14 protein-coding genes are annotated in these 17,125 nt (G+C 41.2%); 11 read left to right on the forward strand and 3 right to left on the reverse strand.

Annotation, left to right across the window (positions count from 1 at the left end; translation table 11 throughout):
* The first annotated feature begins 265 nt into the window (after positions 1-265).
* From CBI31_RS00005 to CBI31_RS00035, 7 genes are all read left to right on the forward strand, one after another.
* Positions 266-1,750 (forward strand): mannose-1-phosphate guanylyltransferase/mannose-6-phosphate isomerase, encoded by a 1,485-nt coding sequence (locus CBI31_RS00005; protein WP_088524388.1) that lies wholly within the window; start codon positions 266-268, stop codon positions 1,748-1,750.
* A gap of 27 nt (positions 1,751-1,777) precedes the next feature.
* Positions 1,778-2,920, forward strand: coding sequence for a GDP-mannose 4,6-dehydratase (gene gmd, locus CBI31_RS00010; RefSeq protein WP_088524389.1), 1,143 nt, complete (start codon positions 1,778-1,780; stop codon positions 2,918-2,920).
* Positions 2,921-2,943: 23 nt separating this feature from the next.
* Positions 2,944-3,924 carry a GDP-L-fucose synthase gene (fcl, locus tag CBI31_RS00015; protein WP_088524390.1) on the forward strand — a complete coding sequence of 327 codons (981 nt, stop codon included), beginning with the start codon at positions 2,944-2,946 and terminating at the stop codon, positions 3,922-3,924.
* Between the two features lie 96 nt (positions 3,925-4,020).
* A complete protein-coding gene (locus tag CBI31_RS00020; RefSeq protein ID WP_088524391.1) occupies positions 4,021-5,448 on the forward strand; it encodes a hypothetical protein in 1,428 nt (475 codons plus the stop codon).
* 56 nt (positions 5,449-5,504) lie between these two features.
* A complete protein-coding gene (locus tag CBI31_RS00025) occupies positions 5,505-6,782 on the forward strand; it encodes a flippase (protein WP_161491164.1) in 1,278 nt (425 codons plus the stop codon).
* Positions 6,783-6,787: 5 nt separating this feature from the next.
* Positions 6,788-7,696 (forward strand): glycosyltransferase family protein, encoded by a 909-nt coding sequence (locus CBI31_RS00030; RefSeq protein WP_088524393.1) that lies wholly within the window; start codon positions 6,788-6,790, stop codon positions 7,694-7,696.
* Positions 7,693-8,493 carry a class I SAM-dependent methyltransferase gene (locus CBI31_RS00035; protein WP_088524394.1) on the forward strand — a complete coding sequence of 267 codons (801 nt, stop codon included), beginning with the start codon at positions 7,693-7,695 and terminating at the stop codon, positions 8,491-8,493. The genes CBI31_RS00030 and CBI31_RS00035 overlap by 4 nt, the downstream gene beginning before the upstream one ends.
* Before the next feature lie 19 nt (positions 8,494-8,512).
* On the opposite strand, the gene CBI31_RS00040 is transcribed toward CBI31_RS00035, so the two are convergent.
* Positions 8,513-9,274 carry a WecB/TagA/CpsF family glycosyltransferase gene (locus CBI31_RS00040; RefSeq protein WP_088524395.1) on the reverse strand — a complete coding sequence of 254 codons (762 nt, stop codon included), beginning with the start codon at positions 9,272-9,274 and terminating at the stop codon, positions 8,513-8,515.
* A gap of 209 nt (positions 9,275-9,483) precedes the next feature.
* Between CBI31_RS00040 and CBI31_RS00045 the strand changes: the two genes are divergently transcribed.
* Complete coding sequence (locus tag CBI31_RS00045; RefSeq protein WP_088524396.1) at positions 9,484-10,356, forward strand: hypothetical protein; 873 nt, start codon at positions 9,484-9,486, stop codon at positions 10,354-10,356.
* 17 nt (positions 10,357-10,373) lie between these two features.
* On the opposite strand, the gene CBI31_RS00050 is transcribed toward CBI31_RS00045, so the two are convergent.
* Both CBI31_RS00050 and CBI31_RS00055 read right to left on the reverse strand, forming a co-directional pair.
* Positions 10,374-11,741 (reverse strand): undecaprenyl-phosphate glucose phosphotransferase, encoded by a 1,368-nt coding sequence (locus CBI31_RS00050; protein WP_088524397.1) that lies wholly within the window; start codon positions 11,739-11,741, stop codon positions 10,374-10,376.
* Between the two features lie 61 nt (positions 11,742-11,802).
* Positions 11,803-12,798: a hypothetical protein gene (locus CBI31_RS00055; RefSeq protein WP_133062472.1), complete on the reverse strand. Its 996-nt coding sequence runs from the start codon at positions 12,796-12,798 to the stop codon at positions 11,803-11,805.
* A gap of 482 nt (positions 12,799-13,280) precedes the next feature.
* Here CBI31_RS00055 and CBI31_RS00060 point away from each other — a divergent pair, with 482 nt between their 5' ends.
* The 3 genes from CBI31_RS00060 (at position 13,281) to CBI31_RS00070 (ending at position 17,125) form a co-directional block, all read left to right on the forward strand.
* Entirely contained in the window at positions 13,281-14,480 is a 1,200-nt protein-coding gene (locus tag CBI31_RS00060; protein ID WP_088524399.1) for a hypothetical protein, read from the forward strand.
* A 542-nt stretch (positions 14,481-15,022) separates the two neighbouring features.
* Entirely contained in the window at positions 15,023-15,883 is an 861-nt protein-coding gene (locus tag CBI31_RS00065) for a class I SAM-dependent methyltransferase (RefSeq protein WP_161491165.1), read from the forward strand.
* 30 nt (positions 15,884-15,913) lie between these two features.
* Complete coding sequence (locus CBI31_RS00070; protein ID WP_088524401.1) at positions 15,914-17,125, forward strand: O-antigen ligase family protein; 1,212 nt, start codon at positions 15,914-15,916, stop codon at positions 17,123-17,125.

Below are 17,125 nucleotides of genomic sequence, written 5' to 3' on the forward strand. Positions count from 1 at the left end.
AGAAATTGAGTGGCTTTTTTATTGGGCATACCCAAACTAGCGGTGATCAAAACGATACACTCCAAAATGCTGTAACTCTGATATTTGTCCGCATTCTCTTTATCAGGGATTGGACTATTTTGGGAAAAATCAGCGCTTTATTGCGCTTTTGCTACTAAAAGCCATTTTGTAAGTATTCGGACGCATATAAAGCGATAAAATCTAGGGTTAATTGATATAAAACCGTAAAATTGCACAATACATTCAAAAGGTTAGCTATTTGTCTATGACGCAAGTTTTACCCGTAATTCTGTGTGGGGGGTCTGGAACTCGTCTCTGGCCGCTTTCCCGATCTGGATTTCCCAAGCAGTTTTTGGTGCTCTCAGGTGACGGCTCAAACCAAAGCCTCTTTCAGCAGGCGATTAGTCGAATTCATACAGTAGCTAATCAAGAGATTGGCTTGGGTAAAACACTCATTGTGACTAACGAAGAGCATCGCTTTTTAGCACTTGATCAATTGCGAGAACTAAGGAGTGGCTCCAAAAAGATGGATGCCACTTTATTACTGGAGCCGTCTGGCAGAAATACCGCACCTGCACTAACCCTGGCCGCGCTTTATGCACAGCAATTGGGCGCAGATAACAATAGCGATCCAATTTTGGTGGTAACGCCGGCCGATCAAACGGTTACCAATCCTGCTGCCTTTACCAAGGCACTTCAAAACAGTATCCAAATTGCACAAGAAGGTGCTATCGCCATTTTAGGTATTACACCTACAGCTCCAGAAACAGGTTATGGCTATATCAAGGTGCAAGGTCAAGTTGCTCATCAGGGTTTTACAGTGGAGCGCTTTGTAGAAAAACCAAATGAGGCAACTGCTAAGCAATACTTAGCTGAAGGTGGATACTTTTGGAATGGCGGTATGTTCGTACTCAAAGCCAGCGTTTGGTTGTCTGCCTTAAAAGAATATCGCCCCGATATTTTGGCAGCCACTGAAAAAGCCTGGCAAGCAAAAACAACGGACACCTCTGGTGATGCTGATTTTATTCGTCCGGCAAAAGAACTATTTAATGCTATTCCCAGTGAGTCAGTTGACTATGCAGTCATTGAAAAGTGCCCTGGCTCCCAATACCCCATCAAGATGGTTGAGTTAGACGCCGGCTGGAATGACTTAGGCGCATGGGATGCAGTGTGGCAAGTAGGCAAGCAAGATCACGCTGGAAATGTGACTAGTGGCGATACCTTACTAACTAACTCTAAAAACTCATTAGTGCACGCTAGCAGTCGCTTGGTGAGTGCGGTGGGCGTTGAGAATCTCATCATTGTTGAGACGGCTGATGCGGTTTTGGTAGCGGATCGTAAAAATAGCCAAGATGTGAAAAATATCGTAAGTCAATTAGAGACACAAAAGCGCGAAGAGAAAAACCTTCACCGCAAGGTATCCCGCCCTTGGGGTTGGTACGACAGCGTCGATGAGGGTGAGCGTTTTAAGGTAAAGCGTATTCAGGTTAAGCCAGGTGCTAGCTTGTCTTTACAAATGCATCACCATCGTGCTGAGCACTGGATTGTGGTCAAGGGTACTGCAGAGATTACCAATGGCGATCAAGTATTGCTGCTCACCGAGAATCAAAGTACCTACATTCCGCAGGGTCAGACACATCGCCTTGCAAATCCGGGAAAAACCCCTTTAGAGATTATTGAAGTGCAATCAGGCAGTTATTTGGGTGAAGACGACATCGTACGTTTTGAAGATACTTACGGTAGAAGTTAATTTATAAAAATATAAAGAGTTAAATATATGACAAGCAATAAAACCAATACACAAAAAGTCGCGTTAATCACCGGCATCACCGGCCAAGACGGTTCTTACCTTGCTGAGTTCCTTTTGGAAAAAGGCTACATCGTGCATGGTATTAAGCGCCGCGCATCTTCCTTTAATACTGAGCGTATTGATCATATCTACCAAGATCCGCATATCAATCACCCAGACTTAATCCTTCACTACGGTGATTTAACTGATACCAGTAATCTGGTTCGCATCATCAAGCAGTGCCAGCCTGACGAGATTTACAACCTGGGCGCGCAAAGTCATGTGGCAGTTTCTTTTGAGTCCCCTGAATACACCGCCGATGTGGATGCCATGGGTCCACTCAGAATGCTTGAGGCCATTCGCATTTTGGGTCTGGAGAAGAAAACCCGTTTCTACCAAGCCTCTACTTCTGAGCTCTACGGTTTAGTGCAAGAGATTCCACAAAAAGAAACTACTCCGTTTTATCCACGTAGTCCGTATGCAGTTGCCAAGATGTATGCCTACTGGATTACTGTGAACTACCGTGAAGCTTATGGCATTTATGCTTGCAACGGCATTTTGTTCAATCATGAGTCCAAGCGCCGTGGCGAAACCTTTGTTACCCGCAAAGTGACTCGCGGTCTTGCCAATATTGCTCAAGGCCTAGAGAAGTGTCTGTATATGGGCAATATCGATGCCCTGCGTGACTGGGGTCATGCTAAAGACTATGTGCGCATGCAGTGGCTCATGCTCCAGCAAGATACGCCAGAAGATTTTGTGATTGCTACTGGTGTGCAGTTCACCGTGCGTGAATTTATTATCCGCAGCGCTAAGCAATTAGGTATTACCTTGAAGTTTGAGGGATCTGCTGAGAATGAAAAGGCGATCGTAGCAAGCATTGATGGCGACAAAGCCCCAGCACTAAAAGTAGGCGATGTAGTGGTGCAAATCGATCCGCGTTACTATCGTCCTACTGAAGTGGAAACGCTGCTAGGCGATCCTGCTAAAGCAAAAACAAAGCTCGGTTGGGTTCCAGAAATCACGCTCGATCAAATGATTGTTGAGATGGTGGCCAATGACTTAGATCAAGCTAAGCAACATGCCCTTTTGCAAAAGCATGGCTTCTCAGTAGCGGTTGGTAAAGAAAATTAAAGAAAACTAAAAAGCACGATTTAATGCCTTCAGATTTGAACCAAAAGATTTATGTTGCAGGCCACCGCGGTATGGTGGGTTCTGCCATTGTGCGTAACCTGCAGGCAAAAGGCTATACGAATACTGTTACTCGTACACATGCTCAGATGGATTTAACAGATCAAGCAGCAGTCAAAGCATTTTTTGAGCAAGAGAAGCCAGATCAAGTCTATTTAGCTGCAGCAAAGGTCGGCGGCATTTATGCCAACAATACCTTTCCAGCAGAATTTATCTATGACAACTTGATGGTGCAGAACAATGTGATCCATCAGGCTTTTTTAAATGGCGTTAAAAAACTCCTATTTCTTGGGTCAAGCTGTATCTATCCCAGACAGGCTCCGCAGCCTATGAGTGAAGATGCGCTCTTAACCGGTAAGCTAGAGCCAACCAATGAGCCTTATGCAATTGCCAAAATTGCAGGCATAAAAATGTGTGAGAGCTATAACCGTCAGTACGGTCAATCTCATGGTGTGGATTACCGCTCAGTCATGCCAACCAATTTATATGGCCCTGGTGATAATTACCACCCAGAGAATAGTCATGTGATCCCAGCATTGATTAGAAGATTTCATGAGGCAAAGGTTTCCAATGCGCCTGAAGTTGTCATTTGGGGTACCGGCACGCCTAAGCGTGAATTTTTATACGTTGACGATATGGCTGCTGCATCGATATTCGTGATGCAACTCGATAAGACTGCTTATGATGCGCAAACCGAGCCAATGCAAAGCCACATCAATGTGGGCTTCGGTTCGGATGTGACAATTGCGGAATTGGCAGCTTCTGTTGCAAAGGCGACGGGTTATGAAGGCAAGATTAGTTTTGATACTTCAAAGCCAGATGGTGCTCCTCGCAAGTGGATGGACTCAGGCCGGCTAAATCATTTGGGTTGGGGCCCTAAGGTGCAATTACAGCAAGGACTCAAAGTTGCCTATGAAGAGTTTTTGCAAGAAGGCGTTCGCAGTTAAGCTTGCACACTCATGAGCATAAATTTAGTGAAAATATATTTATTGCTTATCTGTAATAGTGATGTCGACTTCCCTAGGTCAATCTAGAGCTACGCTATGCAGGCTATTTCCAATACAACGCTCCCCAATTTAAATACTCGCTGGATAAGTTGCTTAGGCTTAGTGTTAATTTTGATTAGTAGCGTGCTCTTGGGAATATGGGCTGTAAAAGATACGATCGCTCTGCGAAATATATTGTTAGTGTTGGGTACGCTGATCTCCCTTGTCTTTTTGTATCAATATTTTCAAATTAATAGTATTCGGGCTATTGGCCTCACTGGCTTGCCTTTTGTCTGCATCGTGATTGCCCTTATCTGGGTGCTGTTTCACTACTATTTTTTTTCCCTCAATCCTGAAGTACAGTTGCGTGAGTTAAAGTCAATTTGGCTCAGATCTGCTTTAGCTAGCATTCTCGGATTAGCCACTGGTATTGCGCTGATGAAGCAACCGCGTGCAATTACCCTGTTTTGGCTCGCAATCTTGCTGGGCTTTTTTGTTTTATTCGCACAATATCTGCCGCTAGCCTTGCAATCAGGAAAATTAATTGTTCCTCTCGATCACACCGACTTTAGGCGCTACCTTTTTATTGGAAAAATCAATCCAATGTACTTGGGTGTGCTGCTGATTGCTGGCTCTACGGGCTTATTGCTAGATGCAGTGAATGCCGGTCAAAAAAGTTGGTTACGTATTGCCTGTATTTTTTGGCTTATATGTTTATTAACGGCGATGTATGCCTTTGCCTTTATTGTGAACACACGCTCTGGTATCTTATTAGGGTCTTTGCCAGTGATTGCCTGGTCACTATATGGATTGGTGTATTTATTTATACATCGCCAAGGGCTCTCTATTTTAAGGTCCGCTGCAGCTCGACGTTATATCTACATGCTGGCTCTAGCCTTAGTGCTCACGGGTATATTTGCTTACCAGCAAATCCAGCGGGATTCTGGTTGGCTGCAAATCATTGAAGATGTGAAGATTGGCTATCAGGTCGAGAAGTATCCCAACTGGCAGAACGTAGATTTATATGGATTTCCTAAGAATGAGAGCGGCAATGTTGTTGCTTACAATACTTATGAGCGCGTAGCATGGGCTACCGCTGGAATTAAATCGATTCCCAATCATCCTTATGGTGTTGGTATTCTGATTTTGCCGTTAGGCCTAGCTGCTAAAGAATTATTCCCTGGAGTAACACCAATCTCTACCCATAGTGGTTGGGTAGATTTAACCCTAGCATTTGGAATCCCGTTCATTTGCTTGATGTGGTTAGCCAATGCGAGTATTGCGTATCGCGCAATTAGACAACAATCCCCCTTTAAATACACCTTGATTACGCTATCAATTATTCTGTTTGGCTTATTTTTAGTGGGGGAGCTTAGCAATGGGCATAACCTCGAGATGCTGTTTTATTTCTTTGCATTAATGGCTGGGATGCAGGTTGCTCAGAAGATCACAAGCTTTACTCACTCAGAGTTATCAGCTAAATAATGCGATCCTCAAGTAACCCCCTGTGGTTAAGGTTTCTCCCGGCAGGTATTCGAAACTTGTTAGAGGGAAAAGAGGGTTTGCATGCTGCTATTCATAATAGTGGCTGGATATTTTTTGACAAAATATTGCGGGCACTGCTGGGTGTTCTAGTTGGCGCTTGGGTAGCCCGTTACTTAGGCCCTTCGCAATTTGGTGAACTTGCCTATTGCATTGCGTTTATCGGTATTTTTCAATCGGTTACTAATCTTGGCTTAGATGGGATTGTTGTTCGAGAAATTGCCAATCATCCCCGTCGAGCCAATATTATCTTGGGCACCACCTTTCAGTTGCGATTATTGATCGGGACAGCATCTTGGGCTGTAGCGCTACTCATCTATGGGTTTACCAATAGTTTTGCGGATCAAGGTATTTGGATTATTGCGCTAGTAGGAGCTGGTATGATTTTCCAGGTAGCCGATACTGTTGATCTGTGGTTCCAGGGTAATAGCCAAAGCAAAAGAACGGTATTAGCTAAGGTATCGGCCTATCTTATTTCTAATGCAATTCGGGTAGCGCTAATCTTGTTTGAGGCCCCATTGATGGCCTTTGCAATCGTGATCGCACTAGAAGGAGCCTTGACTGCAATTGCCCTCCATTTTTCATATAAGCGATTTCCTTGTAATGGAATGTGGCAAAAGCATTACCCGGAAGCAAAAAAGCTCTTACAAGAGTCTTGGCCTTATTTGATTTCTGGTTTATCGATCATGCTGTACATGCGTATTGATCAGATCATGATAAAGAGCATGCTGGGCGAACGTGAGCTGGGAATTTTTGCTGCGATTATTCCTATTTCGAGTTTGTGGAATATGATCCCAGTCGCTATTTGCGCCAGCATTGCCCCTATGTTCGCCAGAAAAAGATCCGAAGGTATCGTGATCTTTAATGCAGCAATGGTTAATATGTTTCGCTTGTTTTGGGTGCTTTGCTTGCTGGTCATCGCAGTGACCTGGCTTCTCTCGGGCTTGGTTGTTCAATTAATGTATGGGCAGGCTTATATAGAAGCAATTCCTGTGCTCAATATCTATGTTCTGACTTGTATTCCCGTCTTTATGGGTGTTGGGCAGGGGCTGTGGTTGCTGAATGAGCGTAAGTCTTACTTGTCTCCTATCCAAACTGTCACTGGAGCAGTAGTATCGATCATTACTAATCTTATGTTTATTCCATTGTGGGGGATTGAGGGAGCAGCGGTTGCCGCCGTAATAGCTCAGCTAAGCTCATGTTTTTTAATAAATAGTATTTTTGCAAGAAATCTATTTGTAATACAAATGGGTTTTCATCCAAGAGTAACTGAGTAATTGATATGCTTAGCCCTATTCTTTTCTTAGTCTTTAATCGGCCAGATGTAACGCAGCGGGTATTTGATGCTATCCGCCAGGCAAGACCACCTAAGTTATATATCGCAGCAGATGGCCCGCGTAAAAATAAAGTAGGCGAAGTTGAGCGTTGTGCACTTGTTCAAGAAATTGTTTCTCAAGTAGATTGGCCCTGTGAAGTTAGTAAGTTAATTCGACAAGATAACTTAGGTTGCAAAATTGCTGTATCAAGCGCAATTGATTGGTTTTTCTCGAAAGAACCAGAAGGAATTATTCTGGAAGATGATTGCTTACCGCATCCTGATTTTTTCCCGTATTGCGATGAATTGCTGGAGAGATATCGCAATGATGAACGGGTAGGCATGATTTCTGGCGATAATTTTCAAAAAGGGATCAAGCGCGGAGATGGGGATTACTACTTTAGTCAGTTCTGCCATATCTGGGGCTGGGCATCTTGGGCGAGGGCTTGGAAACAATATGATGCAGATCTTGCTCAGTGGCCAAAGTTAAAAGCCAAAGATTGGCTGGGATCATTAGGTTTTTCGGAGACCGAAACGACATATTGGCAAAAGACATTTAATCGAGTCTATTCTGGGCAGCAAGATACCTGGGACTATCAGTGGATATTTGCTTGCTGGTTTCATAATATGCTGGCAGTGATGCCTAATAGTAATTTAATCAGTAATATTGGCTTTGGGCATCAAGCTACCCATACGACAGCAGAAAGTATCTATGCCAATATGGCAACCAAACCAATCAATTTTCCATTACACCATCCAAGCCAAGTGACTCAAAATATCGACGCTGATCACTATACGTCTAAGCATATGTTTGCCAGATCACTTTGGCGCCGTATTTTTGGAAAGTTGCAAGCACGCTTAGGAATTCGGCTATGAAAGATTGCCCAATTTGTCATTCTGCAATGAGCCCAGCTTTTAAAGAGACAATTTTGTATAAGTATCCAGTGCAATATTTCTTCTGCAAACCTTGTGGGTTTCTCCAAACCGAAAAGCCCTATTGGCTTGAGGAGGCATATGGAGATGCTATAGCCAGTAACGATACTGGTTTAGTGCAAAGAAATTTGCTCTTAGCCTCTAAGCTTGCGGCTTATCTATTTTTGAATTTAAAGCCAAGAGCATCTTACCTAGATATAGCAGGTGGTTATGGCATGTTAACGAGATTGATGCGTGATTTTGGATTTAACTATTTTTGGAGTGATCCGTACTGCAAGAATTTACATGCAGTAGGCTTTGAAAAGTCAGATAGTCAAGAAAAATTTCTGGCGATTAGTGCATTTGAAGTGCTCGAGCACGTAGAAGATCCGGTTCAATTTATTGCAAATCACTTAAAAAGTAATGATTGCAAAACCATCATTTTGAGTACAGATCTATTTGCGGGAGATCAGCCACCTTCATCGCAGTGGGATTACTACTCTTTCTCATCGGGGCAGCACATCTCATTTTTCAGTCTAAAGGCTCTTGAGAAAATAGCAAAGATACTGAATCTAAACTTGTATTCGTTTAATAAACTACATGTTCTTAGTGATCAGCCGCTTAGATTTGGCCTACTTACCAGAATATTGACCAAGAGTTACATTGCCCCCATTGCGGCGATGCTGATTCGTGCTCGATTGGGCACTAAGACTTATTCTGATTCTGAAATCAATATTCAGAGAAATAAGCCCATTGCTTAATTCGCTTTATTGAATCAATTTACTTGCGTTTTACAAGATCAAGAAATGAGTAGTAGATAAAGGCGGTATTGCTTGTGAAGTAGCGCTTCCAAAGTCTTCTGGGCTCAGAGAGTAGGCGATAAAGCCACTCCAAGCCTGATTGCTGAACCCATAGTGGTGGCCGTTTTTTAGTGCCCGCATGAAAATCAAATGCAGCACCCACGCCGATGGCAACAGCATTTAATTGTGGAGCATGATTAGCGCACCAATACTCTTGCTTTGGACAGCCTAAGCCAACAAAGAGAATGCTAGCGCCAGATTGGTTAATGCGCTCTACCAAATCTTCATTAAGCTTGGGTTTTTCTGGCAGCGCTGCTGGTGAATGGGTGCCAACAATCTTTAAATTGGAAAAGCGCTGCAATAGATTTTCAGACAACAATTCGAGAGTCCTTGGGCTTGCACCCAGCAAAAATACTGACAGATTATCTTTTTCAGCAAGTTTGCATAAGTGCAGCATTAGATCTGGTCCACTAACGCGCTGCGCATGAGCAAACCCCTTCTTCTTTTGCGTCCAAACTAAGGGCATACCATCGGGCACAACGAGAGAGGCATTTTTGAGCACTTCACTAAAATGAGGGTCAGCCTTAGCAATGGTGAGCATGTGCGCATTAGCAACGCAAACATAGGCATTTTTTGCTGCTTTTTTGGCGATCCCCACAATGTGATCACCAAGACTCGTAATGCTTCCCACATCGACATCGATGCCGATGACTTGCGAGAGTTGTCGATGGATTAGGGGCATGCGTGGCTAAAGTGATAATAATGGGAGCGCTCTTAGTTTACACGCTCACTATCCTTATAAATTCGACTCGCAGCCCTAAAACTAGCAAAGTAGACCTGTCCAATCCTATAAGCGAGTCTTCTAAGGATTGGGACAGTAAAATAGCATAAGTAAATATGAAATATGAGCGCAAAGACCTCAAGGCGATGACATTAAACAAGGCAGAATAATTGGCTAATAAGCAAAAATCAGAGAGCAATTTTTTGGTGGTTGGGGTCGTTCGCAACTGCGCAAACCAAGTGCAATCTGATGTCAGGAAGATTGAGGATGCTTTAGTGGGCGCTAAAAGTATTAGTTACCTACTGGTTGAGTCTGATAGTAATGATGCGACTTTAGAAGTCTTGGAGCAATTAAAAAATGACATTCCTCGTTTCGATTATTTGACTAAGGGCAGTCTTCGCGGACAGAGGCCAATCCGAACGGATCGACTTGCGTATTGCCGTAATAGCTATTTAGATGCTATACGTACTGATGAAAAATATCGTGATATTGATTACGTTCTAGTTTCTGATTTTGATGGCATGAATACCCACCTAACACCAGCCTCAATCGATAGTTGCTGGGAGCGTGATGATTGGGATGTGTGCACCGCCAATCAAGATGGACCTTACTATGATGTATGGACTATTCGCCATCCCCAATGGTCACCCAATGATTGTTTTGAGCAATATCACACCATGTTAAGTAATCAGGTCAGTGCTTTTAAGGCCTACTACCAGGCGGTATATGCTCGCATGATTACCATACCCTTAGATGCAGATTGGATAGAGATTGATGCAGGGTTTGGTGGTCTGGGGCTCTATAAAAAAGAAGCTTTAATTTGCTCACACTATGCTGGGGTAATTGAGGGTGGTAAAGAAATTTGTGAGCATGTCGTATTAAGCCAAGGCATCAAAAAAGTGGGCTTTAAGATCTTCTTAAACCCGCGATTAATTAATACCAAGCGCTCTGAGCATATCAATAAAGCGATAAAAACGATCATAGCTCTTTTCTTTTTAGGTCACGCAGGACTAGAGCGCCTCAAAAAGATCACAAAGGGATAAAGATCCAACTTTCAGGCTTAATAGACTGTCTTGCCAGTAAAACCGTTGATGATGGTCATAAAGATGATTTTGAGATCAAACCAAATAGACCAATGGTTGATGTAGTAAAGGTCGTAATCAATTCTAGATTTCATCTTGTCTAAGGTATCAGTTTCACCTCTCAGGCCATTGACCTGAGCCCAGCCTGTAATACCGGGTTTGACTTTATGCCTAAGCATATAGCCCTCAATGAGTTGCCGATACTCTTCATTGTGTGCAATTGCATGAGGCCGTGGCCCAACAATAGACATGGTTCCTTGCAATACATTCCAGAACTGAGGCAATTCATCTAAAGAGGTTTTTCGCAAAAAGCGCCCTAATGGTGTGATGCGTGGATCATCTTTGGAAGCCTGAACCACCACTAAGCCATCATCCATGGTTCTCATGGTTCTAAATTTGAGCACTTGGATCACTTCTCCATTGAGACCATAGCGACGTTGTTTAAATAAAACAGGGCCCTTAGAGCCAAACTTCACCGCGATGGCAATCAGCAACATGAGGGGAAGTGCGATGAGAAAAATGATACTGCCCAGTATTAAATCTTCTAGCTTCTTTAGGAGCCAATAACTTCCATAGAACGGGTGATCATTGACGGTAATCATCGGAGTATTGCCGAGTGTTACCCAACCCGCATCAAAGGCGTTATACAGAAAAAGCTGGGGAACAATATAAACCGAGGCAGTAGAGTCAGATAGTCCTGCAATGACCTTGCGGGTGATCTCCGTATTATTTTCTGCATTGGCAATGAATACGTAATCAATGTGCTTTTCATTGATGCGCTCTACTAGCGCATCGTAATTCTCAGTAGTACCCGTATGGGTCAGTCCAGTCCAAGGAGTTTGATTAATTTTCTGCTGGAGCAAGTGACCATTTTCAATGCTGCCAAAAATGATGTAAGTTCTGGCATTCGCTCCTTGCGCCCGCATGATGCGAAGCCCCAGATAAACTACCAGGCGCTCCGTGATCAAAAGGGCGGGAACAATCACTAGCCAGCTAGCAATAATGACTCGAGAAAATACACTGGATGATTTTGTTAAAAACGCTAGAGCAATTAATAGAAAGGCAACGATCAGCCAAGAGCCAATAATTTTTCCTGCGATTTGCAGGTAGCCTTCTAATCTGGCAGAGCGATAAACAGAACGAAACTCAGCTACCAATAAAAATAGAGCAGCACTAATAGCGGAAAGGTTTTGATATAAATCTGCCTGTGCGGGATCAATCGGATAAATCTGACATAAAATTCTCAGACTAAGCCAAATAAGCGCAGCATCTAGAATGCGATTGAGCGAGGACAGTTCACCGCTAAATTGCCGAATCCGCCCTGACTGACCAGATGATGTATTCATAAGAGCCAATTATCACAAATATTAAATGGCGACACGATTTAAATAGGGCCCAAGCAAGTATTTAGGTGTTCACAATATCGTGTTTTGCTACTGGATCGCTATGTGGGGATTTAGATGAGCCTCTATGACGCCCTAGGATGACTTCAGAAATTGCCCCGATCGCTAGTAACAATAGGAATGGTTGCCTTTCGGCTTCTGGCACAACTGAGGTATTCATGATCAAAAAGCAAGGAATCGCGATTGCCATCAAGAATAGGCCCACTCTGCGATCAACCTTAATTAAATAGAGCAGTCTTATAAAGATGTAAGTAACCAGAACTACTGCAGCAAGCAGGGCCCAGAAACCAGAAAGTCTATGGATATCAGCAAAGAAATTATGAAACCATTCTAGATGGGCGTACTGAGAAGGTCCCACCTCAATTCGTTGAAAGGGATTAGCAATAACACGCTCAAACCAATATTGAAGCATCTGAAAACGAGCATCATTAAAAAGAGTTTGATCTAGAGGCCTATGAAGAAAGTGCATTCCCATTACTTGATCTAGCCATCTCAAGAGGGGGTAACTCATCAGTAATATGCAAAGAGCAATGAAGGCGCGCCAAGACCGCAGCAATAGCAAAAAGATGGCTACCAATAAAGGCGCAATAAAAAGTACCACAACAAAATAAGATCGCTGCCCAAGGGCAATACCAGCAATCAATGAGAGCGTAAATCCTAAAATACCAAGCGTCCAAAACCACCGCGGCCGTTGATCAGGTTTTAGTAAAAGGGCGGCTAGAAACGCCATGGGGAATAGGCACAACAAGTTTGCAATACCTGGGGTATTGATAAATTTTTGAATGCCAAAGGGTAGGTAGCGGATGTCAATGATGGATGCGTAAAATGGGGGTTTTTGCAGCCACATAGCAAGAGCAACAGTGGCAAGACAAAACAGTAAGCTACCAAAACACAATAGCCAAATAAAACCAATCAGGTCACCGTCTTTTTCAAATAAGGCCACCCAGAGCAAAGTAAACAGGCATAAACCAAATAAAACCCGAAAATAGGACCAGGGCATGATGAGTATTTCGGGATGGTAGGGCAGATAAAACCCTCTGTAGCAGGCAAAAAAGAGGCCTAAAAGAGTCAAAAAGAGTAAAAAACCTGGCGCAAGCACAGTTTTTTGAAGATTTTTGACAAAAGAGCGCGGTCCAATCCAAAAAATCCCAAAAAGCGCCATAACTAGGGCTGGGATCAAGAGAGGGTAGACCCCAAAACCCAGGGTAAGTGGGATGAAGCCCAAAAGCCCAATCTTGAAGGGCGATAACTCTATTTGAGGGTTTTGAGTAAGAGTCAAGGGCGTTTAGTTTGTAGCCTAGTAAATTAACAAGAATGTCTCAAGTATTTCTAGGGCTTAGATGGGGGCTAAATTCCCTAAATTAGTGCGAGATATCGATATAATTTCTATTATCAATGCTAACGGCGAAAATTAAAAAAACTCTTTCAGACAATTCTAGAAAGATCATTCGTTTAGGCTAGCTTAATCAATAAAGGACGCATGTGTCATATCCAATCGATAACGATTTAACCCAGCGGGAAGCCGAAATCTCCCTATTAGACATCGTCAATTTTGTACAAGAGTCCTGGAAAAAGCTGGCTATCGCCGCCATTGTTGGTGCAGTTCTAGGTTTATCGGGCTGGTTTTTCTTAGGTAGCTACCAGGCCGAGTATGTTTTACTAAATAATAATAATAATAATAATAATAATAATAGCTACGCCCTTGACCTCGTTTCCTGGAAAGCCATCCAAAAGAGCCTGCCCAATTTAGCTGCGCAAATTGAAGATGAGGGCAAAGCACCTGAGGGGCAAGGCTCACTCTATAAGGCTTTGGAAAATGAACAGTGGTGGCAAAAAAATGTAATCCCAAGCTACGCGCTCTCTAAAGCGGACACTAAAGACCTAGCCGCCATTAGTAAAGACTTGGATTTAGCCTCAACCACCATCTTGAGTCTAACCATCAAGGCAGATGGCTCTTCCAAAGAGAAGTCTATCGAGAACGTGCGCGCCGCCGCTAAGTTCTTGCGCACCGGCAGCGCCTACCTGCAACTGCGCAATATTCTTAATGGCTACGAGACCGAGACCATCTCTACCGTAGCCGATTTGCAAAAGCGCATTACCACCACCGAAATTGAGATGGGTTACCAAGTGCAGCGTGCCAAAGCACTAGAAGACTTGCATAAACGCTTCCCGGGGGGTAACAACGTAAGTAATCAAGTGGTTGATCCCAAAGATTCGGGGGCTAAGTATTTACCGCTAGCCACTCAAATCATCGCAGTCAATAACGATATTAATCTGTCGAAAGAAGCTTTGCAGCGCTATAAGGATCGCCTGGCGCAAATCACACAGTTAAAAATATTCTTAGATGAAGCCATGCCTCTAACTGAAAAAACATTTGATGGAATTGTCCTAGGCGATGAGCTCTTAGCAGTTGAGACAAAGATGCGCGCCAAAATGCCTAAAGACGACATCAAGCAGCAAGAAGTCTTGGATCAATTGCGCACTCAACTCCTCTCTGTAAAAAGTCGCTTTACCAAAAGCCTGGATGCCAATACTGCGCCAACCAGCAGTAAAAAGGGCATGATCAAAACGACTGCAGGTGGCTTGGCGGGTGCGTTTTTCTTAATGTTGCTGGTACTCTTGGGCCAAAGAGTTTGGGAAGGCATTAAGGATACACAAAAGGGCAGTAATGTTAGGCTGTGATCAAAACTAAGCAAGCTGTTCGGGACTGGACCTAAGCGATGTTAATTTATAAATAAGAATTTTGGAACTTAAAATTATACTTAATTATATAAATGCACTAGCATCTTTTTGGGGATGAGTATTGAACTTGGGTCTAGCTGGATTCGGGATCATACCTATTTAACTTGCCTTACTAACTTGTGTAGAAAAAATAAATAAAATCAACCCTTATGCAATAAAGGTATGGAGATCGCAGGTAATTTATTAATTATGTAGCTTAGGAAAAAATTAGTAAAAAATATTTAATTAAATAAAATATTTTGAGAGTTCTAGTTAAAAGATTTGTTCCATAATATTTTCACTTAAGAAAGTGTATGGTCTTAACCGTATAAAATTAAAATTAATCAACTTTTGGACTAAAGCAATGGAAAATATTTTGGGCGCTCTATCAAAAGAAAAATTAATAATTTAAAAATAATTGGATCAGCAAACTATTAAATATGAAAAATTCTTGCAGAGTATGTAATAAGAACGCAGATAATCAGGTATTCAGAATACAGGAAATGATGTTTAAATCCGAGAAATTCTATGATTATTTTTTATGCAAGACATGCAATACATTACAAATTATTAGTAATAATAATGAAGACAATAGCACATACCCAAATGATTACTATTCATACAAAAAAACAGATAATAGAATCAAAAATTTTTTGATTCATCAACGTGATAGCTATTTAATGTTTGGTAAAAATATTTTAGGATTTTTTATCCAATATTTTGCAAAAGGACCAGATATCATCGCTCTTGCAAGCATAACTTCAGACAAAAATGCAGGAATACTTGATATAGGTTGCGGTTCAGGTGCCTTTATTAAAAGGCTAAATTCACTCGGTTTTAATAACTGCGTTGGGGTTGACCCATTCATAGATAAAGATATATATGATGCTTCAGGTAAATTAATTGTTAAAAAGGATAATTTATACAGCATAAATGAGATTTATGATGTGATTACATTTAACCATTCTTTTGAGCATATACCTGATTTCCAAGGAACTTTATTACATGCTAATAAAATTCTAGTTGAAAAAGGAGTATGCATAATTAGAATACCAATTTTTCCGTCATTTGCGTGGAAAAAATATAAAGAAAATTGGGTGCAAATAGATGCTCCAAGACATATTAATATATTTTCAATACAAGCGATCGCCAAAATTAGTGAAGAAAGCAATTTTATCATTGAACATATCTATGATGACTCCAATTATTTTCAATTCCTAGGCTCTGAAAAAAGGAATAATTCTGTAGGGATTTCTAAATTAAAATTAATCATAGATAGAGTGTATTGGAATATTAAAGCTTCTAAGCTCAATAGAATTGGACAAGGGGATCAAAAAGTTTTTGTATTACGAAAAAATAATTAACAATCTAAGAAAATTGGCAAGATTATAAGCATGCAAGCATTCAATGCCTTTAATTTATTATTGGGGATGTCCTTGCTAGTCTTCCCCGCTAGGATCTTAGGAGAAATCTCATTATTAACATTAAAAGTACCAGATTTTGTAGGTGAATTCGGTACTGTTTACCCAATTTATTCATTAATAGATTTACTTGCAAGTATATACTTAGTTATTGTATTAATACTTCTTAATATTGAAAAAAATATAAACAGAAAATTATATACAAAATTCGTATTACTTTCATTCATCTCAATTATATTTATAACGTCAAAATTTTTAATCATTAATAGTAATTTGTATTTAGATGGTCTTATTTTTTTGATAAGGACAGTCATTATTTACAACGTATGGATATTATTGCCAAATAATTATAGATACCTTGGAATTTTATTTAGTATTTTAATAGGGGGATTGGTTGCACTTGTTGCGGTGGGGACTAGCACATTTCAAAACGAAAGAATCAACATACCAGGATTTGAAATAACATCATCATCATATGCCTTGGGGGTAATGATTTTATTGGCAACTTCGTATCTAAAGGGACCTCTTAGAGGTGTAGTTATAGTATTGGGTATTTTAATGATGATAGTAACGGCAAGTAGGATAGCATTATTGCTTTTAATGGGAATTTTAATAATACAGTATATTAATTCAATCAAGGGATATAAAAAAATTCTAGTAATGCTAATAGCGCTATCGTTATTTTTTGGTGCAATTGAAATAATTTTTTTGATGAGAGCTGATGATAATAATTATAGTTTCTTAAATATTTACGAATCATTAAGCCAAATTTTAGATTCATATAGCCCATATGAAAAGGAGATAAATCAACAATTCAGCTATGTAAGCGCCTTAAATGGCCGGTTAATTGCAATTTTATCTGGGATTGATTTGGTGCAGGTAAATTTTCCATGGCCTTTGGGGAGTGACTGGGCAGTTCAAGAGGGTCTTCAGCAAAGAGGATTTCCATCCCATACTCATAGTGGCTTTTTGCAATTGTTATTAAAAAATGGGGTTTTAGCGTTACCAATATTTCTAGCAATAATTCAAACCATAAGAACCCAATTTCAATGTAAAAATATATGCAGATGGGCAACTCTATATATTTCAATCAGCTTGTTTTTTGACTACATTTTTTTTGTACCAAGCATAATGGCTATTTTTTTACTATTATGCTCAAGTTCAAATGAGCCAGATAAATTCTAA

This window comes from Polynucleobacter campilacus (assembly GCF_002206625.1).
Classification (GTDB): Bacteria; Pseudomonadota; Gammaproteobacteria; order Burkholderiales; family Burkholderiaceae; genus Polynucleobacter; species Polynucleobacter campilacus.

Bases quoted from the DNA above. Each gene is read 5' to 3' on its own strand.
- fcl (WP_088524390.1), top strand. From the start codon at position 2,944: ATGCCTTCAGATTTGAACCAAAAGATTTATGTTGCAGGCCACCGCGGT.
- CBI31_RS00065 (WP_161491165.1), top strand. From the start codon at position 15,023: ATGATGTTTAAATCCGAGAAATTCTATGATTATTTTTTATGCAAGACA.
- gmd (WP_088524389.1), top strand. From the start codon at position 1,778: ATGACAAGCAATAAAACCAATACACAAAAAGTCGCGTTAATCACCGGC.
- CBI31_RS00070 (WP_088524401.1), top strand. From the start codon at position 15,914: ATGCAAGCATTCAATGCCTTTAATTTATTATTGGGGATGTCCTTGCTA.
- CBI31_RS00005 (WP_088524388.1), top strand. From the start codon at position 266: ATGACGCAAGTTTTACCCGTAATTCTGTGTGGGGGGTCTGGAACTCGT.
- CBI31_RS00035 (WP_088524394.1), top strand. From the start codon at position 7,693: ATGAAAGATTGCCCAATTTGTCATTCTGCAATGAGCCCAGCTTTTAAA.
- CBI31_RS00055 (WP_133062472.1), bottom strand. From the start codon at position 12,798: ATGCCCTGGTCCTATTTTCGGGTTTTATTTGGTTTATGCCTGTTTACT.
- CBI31_RS00050 (WP_088524397.1), bottom strand. From the start codon at position 11,741: ATGAATACATCATCTGGTCAGTCAGGGCGGATTCGGCAATTTAGCGGT.
- CBI31_RS00020 (WP_088524391.1), top strand. From the start codon at position 4,021: ATGCAGGCTATTTCCAATACAACGCTCCCCAATTTAAATACTCGCTGG.
- CBI31_RS00040 (WP_088524395.1), bottom strand. From the start codon at position 9,274: ATGCCCCTAATCCATCGACAACTCTCGCAAGTCATCGGCATCGATGTC.
- CBI31_RS00030 (WP_088524393.1), top strand. From the start codon at position 6,788: ATGCTTAGCCCTATTCTTTTCTTAGTCTTTAATCGGCCAGATGTAACG.